The organism is Massilia sp. LXY-5, assembly GCF_059801075.1.
The window spans coordinates 363,542-377,207 of the sequence record NZ_JBNNEH010000005.1; the positions used below are offsets into that span (position 1 = coordinate 363,542).

18 protein-coding genes are annotated in these 13,666 nt (G+C 64.7%); 4 read left to right on the forward strand and 14 right to left on the reverse strand.

The window, feature by feature from the left end; all coding sequences use genetic code 11:
- Positions 1–222: 222 nt before the first annotated feature.
- Complete coding sequence (locus ACI48I_RS16695; RefSeq protein ID WP_498574839.1) at positions 223–1,215, forward strand: tyrosine-type recombinase/integrase; 993 nt, start codon at positions 223–225, stop codon at positions 1,213–1,215.
- A gap of 43 nt (positions 1,216–1,258) precedes the next feature.
- On the opposite strand, the gene lpxO is transcribed toward ACI48I_RS16695, so the two are convergent.
- The 11 genes from lpxO to mltG all read right to left on the reverse strand — a co-directional run bounded on the left by lpxO (position 1,259) and on the right by mltG (position 9,296).
- Positions 1,259–2,158 carry a lipid A hydroxylase LpxO gene (gene lpxO / locus ACI48I_RS16700; RefSeq protein ID WP_498574840.1) on the reverse strand — a complete coding sequence of 300 codons (900 nt, stop codon included), beginning with the start codon at positions 2,156–2,158 and terminating at the stop codon, positions 1,259–1,261.
- A 181-nt stretch (positions 2,159–2,339) separates the two neighbouring features.
- On the reverse strand, positions 2,340–2,564 hold the full coding sequence (locus tag ACI48I_RS16705) for a DUF6139 family protein (protein WP_193685857.1): 225 nt from the start codon (positions 2,562–2,564) through the stop codon (positions 2,340–2,342).
- A gap of 126 nt (positions 2,565–2,690) precedes the next feature.
- Positions 2,691–2,891: a hypothetical protein gene (locus tag ACI48I_RS16710; RefSeq protein WP_193685858.1), complete on the reverse strand. Its 201-nt coding sequence runs from the start codon at positions 2,889–2,891 to the stop codon at positions 2,691–2,693.
- 145 nt (positions 2,892–3,036) lie between these two features.
- On the reverse strand, positions 3,037–3,969 hold the full coding sequence (locus ACI48I_RS16715) for a class I SAM-dependent methyltransferase (protein WP_498574841.1): 933 nt from the start codon (positions 3,967–3,969) through the stop codon (positions 3,037–3,039).
- A 136-nt stretch (positions 3,970–4,105) separates the two neighbouring features.
- Complete coding sequence (locus ACI48I_RS16720) at positions 4,106–4,780, reverse strand: ankyrin repeat domain-containing protein (RefSeq protein ID WP_498574842.1); 675 nt, start codon at positions 4,778–4,780, stop codon at positions 4,106–4,108.
- Between the two features lie 2 nt (positions 4,781–4,782).
- Positions 4,783–5,565 (reverse strand): TatD family hydrolase, encoded by a 783-nt coding sequence (locus ACI48I_RS16725; protein ID WP_498574843.1) that lies wholly within the window; start codon positions 5,563–5,565, stop codon positions 4,783–4,785.
- A gap of 144 nt (positions 5,566–5,709) precedes the next feature.
- The gene (locus ACI48I_RS16730; protein ID WP_498574844.1) at positions 5,710–6,231 is read right to left on the reverse strand and encodes a GNAT family N-acetyltransferase; all 522 of its coding nucleotides are present in this window, start codon (positions 6,229–6,231) and stop codon (positions 5,710–5,712) included.
- A 16-nt stretch (positions 6,232–6,247) separates the two neighbouring features.
- Positions 6,248–6,625: a PilZ domain-containing protein gene (locus tag ACI48I_RS16735; protein ID WP_193685863.1), complete on the reverse strand. Its 378-nt coding sequence runs from the start codon at positions 6,623–6,625 to the stop codon at positions 6,248–6,250.
- Positions 6,626–6,635: 10 nt separating this feature from the next.
- Positions 6,636–7,670, reverse strand: coding sequence for a DNA polymerase III subunit delta' (locus ACI48I_RS16740; RefSeq protein ID WP_498574845.1), 1,035 nt, complete (start codon positions 7,668–7,670; stop codon positions 6,636–6,638).
- A 13-nt stretch (positions 7,671–7,683) separates the two neighbouring features.
- Positions 7,684–8,298, reverse strand: coding sequence for a dTMP kinase (gene tmk / locus ACI48I_RS16745; protein ID WP_193685865.1), 615 nt, complete (start codon positions 8,296–8,298; stop codon positions 7,684–7,686).
- On the reverse strand, positions 8,295–9,296 hold the full coding sequence (mltG, locus tag ACI48I_RS16750) for an endolytic transglycosylase MltG (RefSeq protein ID WP_193685866.1): 1,002 nt from the start codon (positions 9,294–9,296) through the stop codon (positions 8,295–8,297). The genes tmk and mltG overlap by 4 nt, the downstream gene beginning before the upstream one ends.
- Positions 9,297–9,393: 97 nt before the next feature.
- On the opposite strand from mltG, the gene ygfZ reads away from it, so the two are divergent.
- From ygfZ to ACI48I_RS16765, 3 genes are read left to right on the forward strand one after another with little or no spacing between them, the layout of a single operon-like run.
- Positions 9,394–10,455 carry a CAF17-like 4Fe-4S cluster assembly/insertion protein YgfZ gene (gene ygfZ / locus ACI48I_RS16755; protein WP_498574846.1) on the forward strand — a complete coding sequence of 354 codons (1,062 nt, stop codon included), beginning with the start codon at positions 9,394–9,396 and terminating at the stop codon, positions 10,453–10,455.
- A gap of 1 nt (position 10,456) precedes the next feature.
- On the forward strand, positions 10,457–10,741 hold the full coding sequence (locus ACI48I_RS16760) for a DUF4936 family protein (protein ID WP_498574847.1): 285 nt from the start codon (positions 10,457–10,459) through the stop codon (positions 10,739–10,741).
- Positions 10,732–11,475 carry an NRDE family protein gene (locus ACI48I_RS16765; protein WP_193685869.1) on the forward strand — a complete coding sequence of 248 codons (744 nt, stop codon included), beginning with the start codon at positions 10,732–10,734 and terminating at the stop codon, positions 11,473–11,475. The genes ACI48I_RS16760 and ACI48I_RS16765 overlap by 10 nt, the downstream gene beginning before the upstream one ends.
- 157 nt (positions 11,476–11,632) lie before the next feature.
- Here ACI48I_RS16765 and ACI48I_RS16770 read toward each other — a convergent pair whose 3' ends face one another.
- Genes ACI48I_RS16770 through ACI48I_RS16780 form a run of 3 tightly spaced genes read right to left on the reverse strand, consistent with a single transcriptional unit; the run spans position 11,633 to position 13,653 of the window.
- Positions 11,633–12,529 (reverse strand): SDR family oxidoreductase, encoded by an 897-nt coding sequence (locus tag ACI48I_RS16770; RefSeq protein WP_193685870.1) that lies wholly within the window; start codon positions 12,527–12,529, stop codon positions 11,633–11,635.
- Between the two features lie 8 nt (positions 12,530–12,537).
- Positions 12,538–13,320, reverse strand: coding sequence for an SDR family oxidoreductase (locus ACI48I_RS16775; protein ID WP_193685871.1), 783 nt, complete (start codon positions 13,318–13,320; stop codon positions 12,538–12,540).
- A 30-nt stretch (positions 13,321–13,350) separates the two neighbouring features.
- The gene (locus tag ACI48I_RS16780) at positions 13,351–13,653 is read right to left on the reverse strand and encodes a Dabb family protein (RefSeq protein ID WP_193685872.1); all 303 of its coding nucleotides are present in this window, start codon (positions 13,651–13,653) and stop codon (positions 13,351–13,353) included.
- Positions 13,654–13,666: the final 13 nt, after the last annotated feature.

Sequence of the window (13,666 nt, forward strand, 5' to 3'; positions counted from 1 at the left end):
TCCCGCGCTGGCTCGGACCATCCGGTGTACCACGTCGATCCACCGGTCGGTCGCCTGCCAACAATCGTATGCCTGGTCAAACCCTCCTTCCTGCTGGCCGGTTTTGAGTTGAGCCGGCGTGTTCGGAGTCCGAAACGCAAATTTCTTTTGTTTTTTGCGTGCGCGCCGTCGGTTAGTTACGTTTATGGTAGTCTGGAAGCTCTCGATTTCGTGCAGGCCACCATGGACAAGCTGACGATGTGGGATGCCAATCCGGTCCAGGCATTCAAGGAATTCATCGCGACGAGCGCATTCGCCGAGACCGGCCGCCGCTTGCGCGCGGACGGCAGCATCCGGGTGCTCTCCCCGCAATCGGCGAAGATCTACCTCTTCATGTTCGGGAGCCTGGCAGACTGGCTGCATCAGGAGCGGATCCGCTTCTCGGCCGTGAAGCAGACCGACCTGCTCCGCTTCATCGATCGTAGGGCCAAGGGCAAGCGTATCCTGAACAGCAAGATCGCCTACCGTTACCTGCGCTTGCTGGAACGCTGCTACGAGCACCTCGAACTGACGCCGAACCCGGCCCAGCAAGCGATCCTCGGCATCGACCGCGCCCACATGGTGAGAGACGACGCCGGCCGCAGCCTGTCGAGCGAGCAACTGGAACGCTTCTTCGCCGCCCTGCCGGCGCAGGCGCCCCAGGGCCGGCTCAGCACCGCTTTCGCCGGCTGGAAACGACGCCGCGATCGGGCCATGCAGGTCGTCATCGCGCTCGCGGGTCTGCGGGTGTCCGAGGCGATCGGATTGCTCGTCGGCGAGCTGGGCAGGCAGGTGGCGATCGACGGCTCGATCCTGCTGACGATCACGCCCGACGAAAAGCTCGACACCAGTCATGAACACACGGTCACCCTCCCCCGCGCAGGCGCCGACGAGCTGCGGGCCTGGCTGAACGAACGGGAGGGGATGGGGATACCGGGCCAGTTGGTCTTTCCCGCCAACCTGACCGGCAACAAAATGACGCGCAAGACCGTGTATGTGCAGATGCGGGCAACCTTCGAGCGGGCCGGGCTGGATCTGGCGCGCTCGGGCGGACGCACCTTGCGCAATACCTTCGCCAGGCAGCAGCTCGACCAGGGCGCAAGCGCCGAGGAACTGAAGGACGTGCTCGGCCTGGCGCTCGAGCGTTCGGCGGCGGACTACCAGTTCACCCAGGTCAAACCCGATCCCGCGGCCTGAGGATCCAACAGGCCATGCGGCCACCGCCTGGCGGCGGGTGCGCTCAGATCCAGTAGATGAAGGCGGCCACAGCCACGATCAGCGCGACCTTGGTCACTTTATAGGCCGTCTTGTTCCAGGCCTTGTAGCGGCGCCGGTACTGGCCCATCACGTGCGAGATGCGGAACAGCTTGCTCACCAGGCCCGTCTGGTCGCCGGTCTCGTTGGGCGAGCTGGCGGCCGTCATCATCGTCCGGCCGAGCCAGCGGTTGATTGCCGACATCCAGCGGTAACGCATCGGACGCTCGACGTCGCAGAACAGGATGATGCGGTCGCTGTCGCTGCCGTTGATGGCCCAGTGGATATAGGTTTCGTCGAAGATCACGCCCTCGCCGTCGCGCCAGCTGTGGCGTTCGCCGTCGACTTCGATGAAGCAGCGATCGTCGTTCGGCGTGGCCAGGCCCAGGTGGTAGCGCATCGAGCCGGCGAAGGGGTCGCGGTGCGGGTTCAGCTTGGCGCCGGGCGGCAGCTCGGCGAACATCGCGGCTTTTACCGAGGGGATCGATTGCAGCAACGCATGGGTTTGCGGGCACAGGCGGGCGGCCGACGGGTGGCTGGCGTCGTACCACTTCAGGTAGAAGCGCTTCCAGCCGGTCTTGAAGAAGGAATTGAAGCCGGCATCGTCGTTCTGCTCGGCCGCCTTGATCTTTTTGAGGGTCAGCAGGTGTTCCGCTTCGGCGCGGATGACCTGCCAGTTGGCCTGCAGCGGCGCCAGTTCAGGGAAATCGCGCACCGGAATGTAAGGCGTGCTCGGCACTTTGGAAAACAAGTGCATGAACACATTGATCGGCGCCATGAACGACGAGTGGTCGAACAATTGCCGTCCGAACGGCAGGCGCACCTTGCCGCGGAAGTGAATGTGGAAAACCGCGAGGAAATAAAAAGCTACCACCGCCCACTTCATCTTGCCCCCATGCCGGCCCAGGCAGCCGGTGTCAATTTAAACAGGGCGCAAGAATAGCATATCCACCGGGCGCCCGTCGGGGACCCGGTGAAAACGACATCGCTTGTAGCGTGCATGCCGAAGCTTGCACCGTGAGTGCGCTCGCTGCGGCAAAGACCGCGCGGGCGCCGTCCCTTACTGCTTAGTGGACATGGGTCATCGCATAGCCTTTTTCGGATAGCTGGCCACTCAGGTTATCGATCTCGTAGTCGGGCAGGTGATCGGCATTGTCGTCGATCTCGAAGGCACGTGCCTCCACTTCCCAATCCGTATTGGTGGCTTCTTCGGGGATGTTGCGAGTTTCCGGCACGGCCAAGTAGGAGAACTTGCCGTCGCTTTCGGCTCTGCGGTAAATGTCCAGGCGCATAATCGTTTCCTTACAATGAAAGCGCGCTTTCGGATGAAAGCGTACGGCTCCACAGTAGGCGATCGGCAAGCGTGCGTCTGTTAATTGCCCCACACTCTGCCGGGCCGGGCCAGGTCACGCGGGCAATTACCGTCCCGGCGAGAGGCCGAGTACGCGCGCCGGCAGCATCAGGACGGCGCGCAGCAGGCTGAAGACGGCGTCCACGCCGATGCCCAGCAAGCGCAGAGGCAGCAGAAGCAGCCAGACGATCGGATACAGGATCAGGGCCAGCAGGGCGAGCGGCCAGCAAAAGAACAGAAGTAGCAGCCACAGCAGGAAACCGAACATTGCATGCTCCAGTAGAAGGTGAGCATCGAGTGTAGGGCGTGGCGTACAGACATGCCGGCCGAATGCGACGAACGGCGGCCTGGCGCGGCCGGCCTGCAGATAGCGGCGACGAACCAGCCCCGGGGCGAGGCTGGTTCCCCGGGGATTATGCGAACTCGACGGTACGCATGGCGCGCGCCGGGACTTCGTTCGGCAGGTCGACGGACAGCGTGGCGCGGATCGAGGCCTGCAGGCTGGGGATGGAACCGCCCGCGCGGTACTGGAACGCCACCTCGACCACGTCGCCCGCCACCACGTCGAGGGCCCTGGCCAGCGGCAGCGTCATGTAGTGGTTCAGCCAGTCGATGGTGCTGCCCTGCTCCTCGACGATCGAGAGCACGTTCTTGGTCACGAAACGCAGCGCGTTCAGCGAACCGTCCTGCTCCACCGTGAAGCTGCCGCTCCAGGCGATCAGGCTGTCGACGGGTTCGGCGAAATCGAGCACGCTGTACACGGCCGGCCGGGCCAGCTCGATCGTGCCCGGATAAGCCACGCCCGTGTCCTGGAACTGGACGATCGGGGCGTAATAGCCGTGGAAGCTGTAGTCCTGCTGCAGCGGCTGCACCGCCATCACGACGGCTTCCGGCATGAAGATGGGGAGCGGAGCGCCGAAACGGGCAAGATAGCGCTGCTTGAAGGCTTCGATCACGGCCACCTGCTTTTCGCGCAGCATGGCGACGTGGATCATTTCGCAGATCACGACATCGACCGGCTCCGGCGGCAGGTAGTCGAAGGCGTCGGCGTGGATCACCTCGACCTTGTGGCCGTTCGGGTTCATCGCCAGGAAACGGCGCGCTTCCTTCACCAGGTCCGGGTTGAACTCGACGCAATACACCTTGTCGGCCTGCTGCGCCGCGAAATACGAGAGCACGCCGGTCCCGCCGCCGAGCTCGAGCACCTTCATGCCCGGCCGGACCGCGTGCGCGATCGCGCCCTGGAAGGCATTCATGCGGTTCTGGTCCATCAGCATGTTGTGGTGATAGTGGACCGGGATGAATTGCCCGAGGTAGCAGCTTTCGATTTCGCGTTCGTTCAGCATGGAAGATCCTTGTTGTGCGCCGTTCATTTCCACGTCGCAATATTCGTTTCGGTAACGAGATTATGCAATGCGGCGCACAGGATCGATGCTGTAAAGAAAGACGGGATTACCCGCCAGTTCGGCCTACACCCAGCGCTCAGCGCCCGCCCCGTTGCAGGGCTGCGGCCACGCGCGGCTTGCCGGCTCGCTCGGCGATCTGGACGGCGTTCAGGCCTTCGACATTCGTACGATTGCGGTCGGCGCCGTGCGCGATCAGGACCAGGGCGGTGCCGTCATGCCCTTCGCGCGCCGCCATCATCATCGGCGTGTAGCCGCCGCTCGCCTTCGGCGAGACCGCGTCGACTTTCGCGCCGCGCGCGAGCAGCAGGCGGACGATCTCGTCGTCGCCGCTGGCGGCCGCATAGTGCAGTGCCGTCCAGCCCGGCTGGTTGACCTTCGCGCCTTTGGCCAGCAAGGCCTCCACCGCCGCACGGTTGCGCTTGAAGGCCGCCATCATCAGCGCCGTGTTGCCGTTGGCGGCCTGCGCTTCCAGGTTGGTGCCCGGATGGGCGAGGAAGGCCTTGAAAACCTCCATCGCATCCTCGCGCAGCGCCTGCACCAGGCCCGGCTCGCCGCCGATCGGGTTCGGCTGGTTGGCGTTGACGACGCTGCCGATCATGGCATTGACCGTCTTCGCGTCGTCCAGCTGCACCGCGCGGAAGAAAGTGGTCAGCTGGGCCTCGGTCGGCGGCGCCGCCGCGGCGGCGATCCCGCAGGCCAGGCCCAGGACGAGTACGGCACTGCGGAGGACGAGGCGGCGCTGTGCTCCCATTGTCAAACCTTTGCGTGCTGGAACAGGTTGAAGAAGTTCCCGGTGGTGCGGTCCGCGACTTCGCGCAGCGGCACCCCTTTCAGGGTGGCGATGTATTCCGCCACGTGCGCCACATAGCCGGGCTCGTTCATCTTGCCGCGGTAGGGCACCGGGGCGAGATAAGGCGAATCGGTCTCGATCAGGATCCGCTCGAGCGGCACCGCGCGCGCCACCGCCTGCAGGTCTTTCGCGCTTTTGAACGTGACGATGCCGGAAAACGAGATATAGAAACCCATCTCGATCGCGGCCTGCGCCACCTCGAGCGACTCGGTAAAGCAGTGCATCACGCCGGCCACGCCGCCATCCTGCGTGCCGGCGCCCTCTTCCCGCATGATGCGGATGGTGTCTTCGCTGGCGGAGCGGGTATGGATGATCAGCGGCTTGCGGGTCTCGCGCGAGGCGCGGATATGGGTGCGGAAGCGCTCGCGCTGCCATTCGAGGTCGCCCTCGAGGCGGTAGTAATCGAGGCCGGTTTCGCCGATGGCGATGATCTTCGGATGCTGTGCCAGTTCGACCAGCTGCTCGACCGTTGGTTCCGGCGTGTCCTCGTAGTCCGGATGGACGCCGACCGAGGCATAAATGTGCGGATATTGCTCGGCCAGGGCGAGCACCGAGGGAAAGTCCGGCAGGTCGACCGAGACGCACAGGGCGTGGGTGACGCGGTTCTCGGCCATTTTGGCCAGGACTTCGGGCATCCGGGCGGCGAGCTCGGGGAAATTGATGTGGCAGTGGGAATCGATGTACATCCGCGTATTGTACGGGGAGCCGCGAGGTCGCGTCACGCGGTGTCCGCCGATCCAAAAGCCGTGGACTCGGGAGTCCACCCTACGGTTCGTGGCTGATCGACGATGTAGGGTGGAGTCCCGACTCCACGCGTTTCCGCCACCCGATCAGTCGACGACGCGTTTCCCGAGGATGATCAGGTCGCGCTCGATCCCGTCCAGATTCGCCACCCGCGGAAAATTCGCCCAGGTCTCGAAGCCGAACTTGCGGAACAGCGCCAGGCTCGGCACGTTGTGCCCGAAAATGAAGCCGAGCAGGGTATGCACCTTGATCTTCGGCGCAAAGGCGATCGCCTGCTCCAGGCAGTAGCGCCCCAGGCCGCGTCCGCGCCATTCCTCGTCGATATAGATCGACAGCTCGGCCGTGCCTGAATAGGCCGGACGGCCGTAGAAATTCGAGTAGGACATCCAGCCGATCACGGTCGGCTCGTCCGACACATCGTTCGCATCGTGGATCACCCACAGCGGACGCCGCTCGGGCGTGTGCTCGTTGAACCAGGCTTCGCGCGAGGCGACGCTCACGGGCTCGGTGTCGGCGGTGACTTCGCGCGAGGCGATGGTGGAGTTATAAATATCGACGATGACGGGCAGGTCGTCGCGGCGGGCAAGACGGTGGACGTAGGACGGCATAAAAACGAAAAATAGATTACAGGGTATGGGTGGCGCGCGACGAGCGGAGCGCCGCGCCCAGGATTTCTTCGATGCGGGCCTTGGCGCGCTGGCCGGTTTCATCGGCAGGGAAATGCACGCCGATGCCCTGCGCCTTGCTGTTGTTGGCGCCGGCCGGGGTGATCCAGGCGACCTTGCCTGCGATCGGGTATTTATTCGGGTCGTCCATCAGCGACAGGATCAGATAGACCTCGTCGCCGATTTTATACGGCTTGTTGGTCGGCACGAACATGCCGCCGTTCTTCAAAAACGGCATGTAGGCCGCGTACAGGGCCGCCTTTTCCTTGATCGCCAGCGACAGGACCGACGGCCGCGGCACGAGCGCTGCGTTCGGGTCGGTGGTATTGCCAGTCATTTCGGTCCTCTCAAGCCGGATTGCAGCACGCTGTATAGTCCAGCAACATGTCCTCGACAAAGAGCTTGGCCGACAGCGGATGGTCCGCCACGGCGCGCCGTTCGTTCGCGGACTTGATTGCACGTAACAGATTCGCAGTGTGCACGTTGCCGGCCAAGGCTGCAAGTTCCTTCTGGTAGCGCGGATAGTAGCGCACCGTTCCCGCCAACTTGCTCGCCAGCAGGTCGTAGAGCCAGCGCTGCTGCCAGGAGACGAGCGAAGCCAGCGGCGTCTTGCTGAGTTTATCGGCCTGGCGTAGCGCCGACTCGACGTTCGGACGGGCAAGGAAACCGAGCAGGGTGTCGAGCTCCTCGCGGCTGCCGCCATTCGCCTTGTCGAGCGCGGCCAGCGGCGCGCCGCCCTCCTCGCGCAGCCAGCTGTCGGCGTCCGGCACGCCCTGCTCTTTCAGCCAGGCCAGCGCGGCAGCATGGTCCGGCATCGGCAGCGCGAACTTGCGGCAGCGCGACAGGATGGTCGGCAGCAGGCGGTCCAGTCCGTTCGAAGCGAGCAGGAACACGGTGCCCGGCGGCGGTTCTTCCAGGGTTTTCAGCAGGGCATTCGAGGCCGGCATGTTCAGCGCCTCGGCCGGATACAGCACCACCACCCGCAGACCCTGGCGATGGGTCGAGATGTTCATGAAATCGGCCAGGTTCCTGATCTGCTCGATCTTGATCTCTTTCGAGGGCGCCTTGGTCGACTTCGATTTCTTGTCGCCCTCGCCGCCTTCAACCCCTTCGCCCTCCGCGGCCGGTTCGTCTTCCAGCGCTTCGGGACGCACCCGGCGGTAGTCGGGATGGTTGTGCTGGAGGAACCAGCCGCAGGAGGCGCAGCTGCCGCAGGCCTGGCCATCGGGCTGCACGTTCTCGCACAGCAGCGACTGGGCAAAGGCTTCGATGAAGCCGGCCTTGCCGATGCCGGCCGGGCCGTGGAACAGGATCGCGTGCGGCAGGCGCTCGCGCATGGCCTGGAGCTGGGTCCAGGCGGATTGTTGCCAGGGGTAGATCATCACAGCAAACTCATCACAGCAATACCTCCAGCGCCTCGCTGATCCGGGCCTGCGTCTCGGCGATGCTGCGCGTCGAATCGATCACGACGAAGCGCGCCGGGAACTGTTCGGCGCGGCGCAGGTATTCGGCGCGGCAGCGGGCAAAGAATGCTTCCTGCTCGCGCTCGAACTTGTCCAGGGTACGGGTGGCATCGAGCCGTTCGCGCGCCACTTCCAGCGGCACGTCGAACAGCAGGGTCATGTCCGGTTGCAGGTGCGGGTGCACCCAGGCTTCCAGCGCTTCCATTTTAGTACGGTCCAGGCCGCGCCCGCCGCTCTGGTAGGCGAAGCTGGCATCCGTAAAACGGTCCGACAGCACCCAGGAGCCGGCATCCAGGGCAGGTTCGATGACCTGCGCCATGTGCTCGCGGCGGCTGGCGAACATCAGCAGGGCCTCGGTTTCCAGGTGCATTTTTTCGTGCAGCAGCAGGTCGCGCAGCTTCTCGCCCAGCGGCGTGCCGCCGGGTTCGCGCGAGGTGACGACGGTCTTGCCGCGCGACTCGAGGAAATCGGTAATGAAGCCGATATGCGTCGACTTGCCGGCGCCATCGATCCCCTCGACGCTCAAAAATTTACCGCGGCCACTCATGGCTTGCTCGCACCGCGCTGGTACTGGTTCACAGCGCGGTTGTGCTCGTTCAGGTTGTCCGAGAAATGACTGGTGCCGTCGTTGCGCGAGACAAAATACAGGGCATCGGTCTTGGCCGGCGCCAGCGCGGCGCTGAGCGACTGCACGCCCGGCAGCGAAATCGGCGTCGGCGGCAGGCCGTAGCGGGTATAGGTGTTGTACGGGGTGTCGGTCAGCAGATCCTTCTTGGCGATCTTGCCTTCGTAGCGCGCCCCCATGCCGTAGATCACGCTGGGATCGGTCTGCAGCATCATGCCGGTACGCAGGCGATTGACGAAGACGCCGGCGATCATCGAGCGCTCGCTCTTCTGGCCGGTTTCCTTTTCAACGATCGAGGCCATGATCAGGGCTTCGTATGGCGTTTTATAGGGCAGGTTGTCGGCGCGCTTTTCCCAGGCGGCGTTCAGGCGGGTGAGCAGCATCTGGTGCGCCTGCTTATAGATCTGCAAGTCGCTCGCGCCCTTCGCGAAGAGATAAGTGTCCGGGAAGAACAGGCCTTCCGGCTGCTTGTATTCGGTCGACACCTTGGCCATCAGCTCGGCGTCGCTCAGCTTTGCCGTTTCGTGGCGCAGGGTCTTGGTGGCGGCGATGGCGTCGCGCATCTGGCGGAAGGTCCAGCCTTCGATGATGGTGACCGCTTCCTGGGCGAATTCGCCACGCACGAGCTGGTTCAGCAGGCGCCGCGGCGAGGTATTCGGTTTCAGCTCGTAGCTGCCGGCCTTGATGCGGCCGCTGTCGCCGGTGACGCGCGCCAGGATCTGGAACAGCGTCGGATTGACGGGCACGCCGGCCGCCACCATCTGCTGGGCAGCCGCGCCGACGCCGCTACCCGGGGTGATGGTGAATTCGATGGGCGGCTCGGCCGTGGTAAGGGCCTGCTTCGACCACCAGCTGAAGCCGCCGACGGCCACGATGGAAACGATGACTGCGGTGACGATGGTTTTTTTTATGAATGCCATTTGATTTGGGGTTTACGCCGTCTCCGGCGCGAAATGCTCGACAACTCTATAATGAGGCCGTAATGATAAAGCCTAAACCGCAAAGCATATTGCATTTATGAGCAACTGGACAGAATATCTGGCGTCCCATGGCGCCCGCTTCCATATGGATGAAGCCACCCAGGTCGAAGATTTCGGCCGCGTATTGACGGCGTCCGACCTCGCGGCCGGTTTCGTCGCCCCCGTTACCGATCTCGGCCTGATCGCCGTCGCCGGCGAGGATGCCGCGCGCTTCCTGCACAGCCAGCTGACGAACGATGTCGAGCACCTCGGCACGAACGAAGCCCGGCTGGCCGGCTTCTGCACGCCGAAAGGCCGATTGCAGGCGACCTTCCTGATGTGGCGGGATGGCGAAGGCACCGTCTGGCTGCAACTGCCGCGCGCCATCCAGGCGCCGCTGCAGAAGCGGCTGTCGATGTTCGTGATGCGCTCGAAAGCGAAACTGCGCGACGCCACCGAAGAAGAAGCCGTCGCGGCCGTGATCGGCGTCGGCGGTGCGAAGGGCGAAGCGGCCCTGCGCGCCCAGGGCTTCGAACTGCCGGGTGCGCCGAATGCGGTGGTCCAGGGCGAGCGCGGCACCGTGATCCGTCTCGGCGATGCGTTTGGCGCGCCGCGCTTCCTGTGGATCGCCTCCGCCCAGGCTGCCGAGGCCGCGCTGCCGGCACTGGCCGCGCAACTGGCGCTGGGCGGCAACGCCGCCTGGCAGCTGGCGGCGATCCACGCCGGCGTGCCGCAAGTGACGGCCGCGACCCAGGAACAATTCGTGCCGCAGATGATCAACCTGGAATTGCTGGGCGGCGTGAATTTCAAGAAAGGCTGCTATCCGGGCCAGGAAATCGTCGCCCGCAGCCAGTATCTCGGCAAACTCAAGCGCCGGACCGCCCTCGCCAGCGTCGACAACGCCGCGGCCCGCGCCGGCGACGAGGTGTTTTCCAGCGCCGACCCCGACCAGCCCTGCGGCATGGTGGTCAACGCCGCGCCGAACGGCGCAGGCGGCGCCGACCTGCTGGTCGAGATGAAACTGGCAGCGCTGGAGGAAGAGGTGCACCTGGGCTCGGCCGCGGGCGCGCCGCTGCGCTTCCTGCCCATGCCCTACCCGCTGGACGCACTCGAGCTCTAGCATGATCGACCTTTACGTGTATTACAAGGTGCGCGACGAAGACGCCGACCGCCTCGCGCCCCTGGTCTGCGCCCTGCAGGCCCGGGTGATCCAGCCCGGCCATGCCAGGTTGCTGCGCCGTCTCGAAAGCCGTGACGGCATGCAGACCTGGATGGAAGTCTATCCCGACGTGCCCGAGAGCTTCGCCGCCGAGCTGGAAGCGGCCGTTGCCGGCGCCGGCTTCGAGGGCCTGATCGAAGGCCCGCGCCGCGTCGAAGTGTTCACGGAGTTTCCACCATGTGCCTGATCGTTTTTGCCTGGCGCGTCATTCCCGGCGTACCCGTGGTGGCCTGCGCCAACCGCGACGAGTTCTACGACCGTCCCACCGCGCCCGCCGCGCCCTGGCCGGAACACCCGAACCTGATCGCGGGACGCGACCTCGAGCACGGCGGCAGCTGGATGGGCATCACCCGCGAAGGCGCCAACGGCCCGAAATTCGCCGCGTTGACGAATATCCGCGCGCCCGGCGAAGGCCGCGCCAACGCCCCTTCGCGCGGCGAGCTGGTGGCTGACTTTTTAAAGAGTTCGCTTTCCGCTGCGGAATACCTGGAGCTGGTCCAGGCGCGCGGCGACGTCTATAACGGCTTCAACCTGGTGCTGGGCGACCGCACGGCCCTCTACTGGTACTCGAACCGCGCCGGCGACGACCCGCGCAACGGCCAGCCGCTCGAGCCGGGGCGCATCTACGGCATCTCCAACGGTTTGCTCGACGCTCCGTGGCCGAAGGTCACGCGGACAAAAGCCCAGTTCGCCAGCCTGCTGTGCCAGGGTGCGCCGGAAGATGCCTATTTCGAGATGCTGGCTGATACCACGCGCGCGCCGGACATGCGGCTGCCGGAGACCGGCGTGCCGCTCGACCTGGAACGCGTGCTGTCGGCGGTCTGCATCGAGACGCCCGGGTATGGAACCCGGACCTCGACGGTGGTGAAGTTGTACGAGAACGCGCCGGCGGAGTTGCACGAGCGGATCGTGCAGCCGTAGGGTGGGCTCTGCCCACGCGGTGATACGCGAGGGCTCCGATTTCGTGCCGGATGATCTCGCGGCAATCTATCACCGCGTGAGCGGAGCCCGGTGAACCCGTCATCGAGGCCATTGGCCTCGATGACCCCGTACGGTACACCGCCGCTACCAACTCGCGTTAAAGCTTCGAGCGCAGCATCTCACGCACATGCGGCGTCGCCGCATACGGATCCGGCGGATTTTTACCCTGCACGATCGCCTCCATCCGTTCCTGCACGCCGCCCAGCGCCTGCGGATGCGAATAGATATAGAACTGCCCATCTCGGATCGCATCGAAGGTGATGCGCGAGACGTCGCTCGCCGACACCTTGCCCGACTCGACCGCCTTGCTCGTGAGTGCCTGCGCAGCCATCTGGCTGGCGGTGGCGCGCATCTCGGGCTTTAACTCCTCAGGCCGGTTGCGATGCGACTGGTGGATCCCGGTCGGCACGAAGTAAGGGCACAGCACCGAGGCGCCGATCGGGGCGTCGACCAGCTGCAGGTCGTGGTACAGGGTTTCCGACAAGGACACCACCGCGTGCTTGGAGACGTTGTAGACCCCCATCGCCGGCGCGTTCAGCAAGCCCGCCATCGAGGCCGTATTGACGATGTGGCCCTCGTAGTCCGGGTCGCGCCGCGCGCACTCGAGCATGGCGTGCGTGAAGACGCGCACGCCGTGGATCACGCCCCACAGGTTCACGCCCAGCACCCATTCCCAGTCGGCTTCGGTGTTTTCCCAGATCAGGCCGCCCGAGCCGACGCCGGCATTGTTGAACACCAGGTGGATGCCGTGGAAGCGGGCAATTGCCGCGTCCGCCAGTTCCTGCACGTGGGCGCCCTTGCTGACGTCGCAGACCATGGACAGGACTTCCACCCCCTGCCCCAGCAATTCGTCGGTGGTGCGCTCGAGCGCGTCCGCCTGGACGTCGGCCAGCACCAGCTTCATGCCCAGCCCGGCCGCCGTGAGGGCGAATTCACGGCCCAGGCCGCTGCCAGCGCCCGTGATGACGGCTACCTTGCCGCTGAAATTTTTCATGCTCCCTCCTAGACCGCGGACACGCCGCCGTCGACCGCCAGGATCTGGCCCGTGATGTGCTTGCTCGCGTCGGAGGCGAACAGGATCAACGCGCCCTTCAGGTCTTCGTCGTCACCCAGGCGGCCGAGCGGCGAACCCTTGGCCAGCCTGTCGACGCCGATCGACTCCAGCACACCCTTGGTCATTTTAGACGGGAAAAAGCCCGGTGCGATCGAGTTGACGGTGATGCCGTGGCGGCCCCATTCGCCGGCCAGGGTGCGGGTGAAATTCACGACGGCGCCCTTCGAGGTGTTGTAGGCGATCGTCTGCATCGTGCCCGGACCGTTGCCGGCCAGGCCGGCGATGGACGAGATGTTGATGATCTTGCCGTAGTGGCGAGGGATCATCGACAGCTTGCCGACCGCCTGCGAGACGAGAAAAATGCTGCGCACGTTCAGGTTCATGACCTTGTCCCAGGCTTCCAGCGGGTGGTCCTCGGCCGGGGCGCCCCAGCTGGCGCCGGCGTTATTGACCAGGATGTCGATCTGGCCGAGGCGGCGCAGTGCTTCCTCGACGAAAGGCTGGACGTTCGCCTCCTTCGACAGGTCGACCGCAATCGCGGAGGCTTCGATGCCGCGGGCGGCAAGATGCGCCACGGCTTCGTCGAGTTCTTCCTGCTTGCGGGCCGAAATCACGACCCGCGCGCCCTGCTCGCCTAAGGCCTCGGCCATCTGCAGGCCGAGCCCGCGCGAGCCGCCGGTCACCAGCGCCGTCTTGCCTTGCAAAGAAAAAAGTTCCTGGGGTGTGCGCATGCTGTCTCCGTTCTATTTTTGGTTGGGATATTACACTTCGTAATCCATGCACTGCCGTCCCTCGCGGATGGCCCCGATGAAGGGGACCAGCGCCTTGTGGGTCGGGTGGACGGCATAGGCATCGAGCGCGGCCTTGTTCTCGAATTCCGAGTACAGGACCACGTCGCAGGTTGCTTCCAGGCCCGGCTGGGCGAGGGTGACCTCGAATGTCAGGATGCCGGGGACGATATTCGCGCATTCGTCGAGCCGGCGTTTCATTTCACGGGCATTGGTGAGGCGGTCGGCGCCTTCGGCCTCCTCCTTCAGCTTCCACATGACGATGTGTTTGATCATTTCTTTCCTCGCT

Coding starts and splice junctions, on each gene's coding strand:
- ACI48I_RS16695 (WP_498574839.1), top strand. CDS start 223: ATGGACAAGCTGACGATGTGGGATGCCAATCCGGTCCAGGCATTCAAG.
- lpxO (WP_498574840.1), bottom strand. CDS start 2,158: ATGAAGTGGGCGGTGGTAGCTTTTTATTTCCTCGCGGTTTTCCACATT.
- ACI48I_RS16705 (WP_193685857.1), bottom strand. CDS start 2,564: ATGCGCCTGGACATTTACCGCAGAGCCGAAAGCGACGGCAAGTTCTCC.
- ACI48I_RS16710 (WP_193685858.1), bottom strand. CDS start 2,891: ATGTTCGGTTTCCTGCTGTGGCTGCTACTTCTGTTCTTTTGCTGGCCG.
- ACI48I_RS16715 (WP_498574841.1), bottom strand. CDS start 3,969: ATGCTGAACGAACGCGAAATCGAAAGCTGCTACCTCGGGCAATTCATC.
- ACI48I_RS16720 (WP_498574842.1), bottom strand. CDS start 4,780: ATGGGAGCACAGCGCCGCCTCGTCCTCCGCAGTGCCGTACTCGTCCTG.
- ACI48I_RS16725 (WP_498574843.1), bottom strand. CDS start 5,565: ATGTACATCGATTCCCACTGCCACATCAATTTCCCCGAGCTCGCCGCC.
- ACI48I_RS16730 (WP_498574844.1), bottom strand. CDS start 6,231: ATGCCGTCCTACGTCCACCGTCTTGCCCGCCGCGACGACCTGCCCGTC.
- ACI48I_RS16735 (WP_193685863.1), bottom strand. CDS start 6,625: ATGACTGGCAATACCACCGACCCGAACGCAGCGCTCGTGCCGCGGCCG.
- ACI48I_RS16740 (WP_498574845.1), bottom strand. CDS start 7,670: ATGATCTACCCCTGGCAACAATCCGCCTGGACCCAGCTCCAGGCCATG.
- tmk (WP_193685865.1), bottom strand. CDS start 8,298: ATGAGTGGCCGCGGTAAATTTTTGAGCGTCGAGGGGATCGATGGCGCC.
- mltG (WP_193685866.1), bottom strand. CDS start 9,296: ATGGCATTCATAAAAAAAACCATCGTCACCGCAGTCATCGTTTCCATC.
- ygfZ (WP_498574846.1), top strand. CDS start 9,394: ATGAGCAACTGGACAGAATATCTGGCGTCCCATGGCGCCCGCTTCCAT.
- ACI48I_RS16760 (WP_498574847.1), top strand. CDS start 10,457: ATGATCGACCTTTACGTGTATTACAAGGTGCGCGACGAAGACGCCGAC.
- ACI48I_RS16765 (WP_193685869.1), top strand. CDS start 10,732: ATGTGCCTGATCGTTTTTGCCTGGCGCGTCATTCCCGGCGTACCCGTG.
- ACI48I_RS16770 (WP_193685870.1), bottom strand. CDS start 12,529: ATGAAAAATTTCAGCGGCAAGGTAGCCGTCATCACGGGCGCTGGCAGC.
- ACI48I_RS16775 (WP_193685871.1), bottom strand. CDS start 13,320: ATGCGCACACCCCAGGAACTTTTTTCTTTGCAAGGCAAGACGGCGCTG.
- ACI48I_RS16780 (WP_193685872.1), bottom strand. CDS start 13,653: ATGATCAAACACATCGTCATGTGGAAGCTGAAGGAGGAGGCCGAAGGC.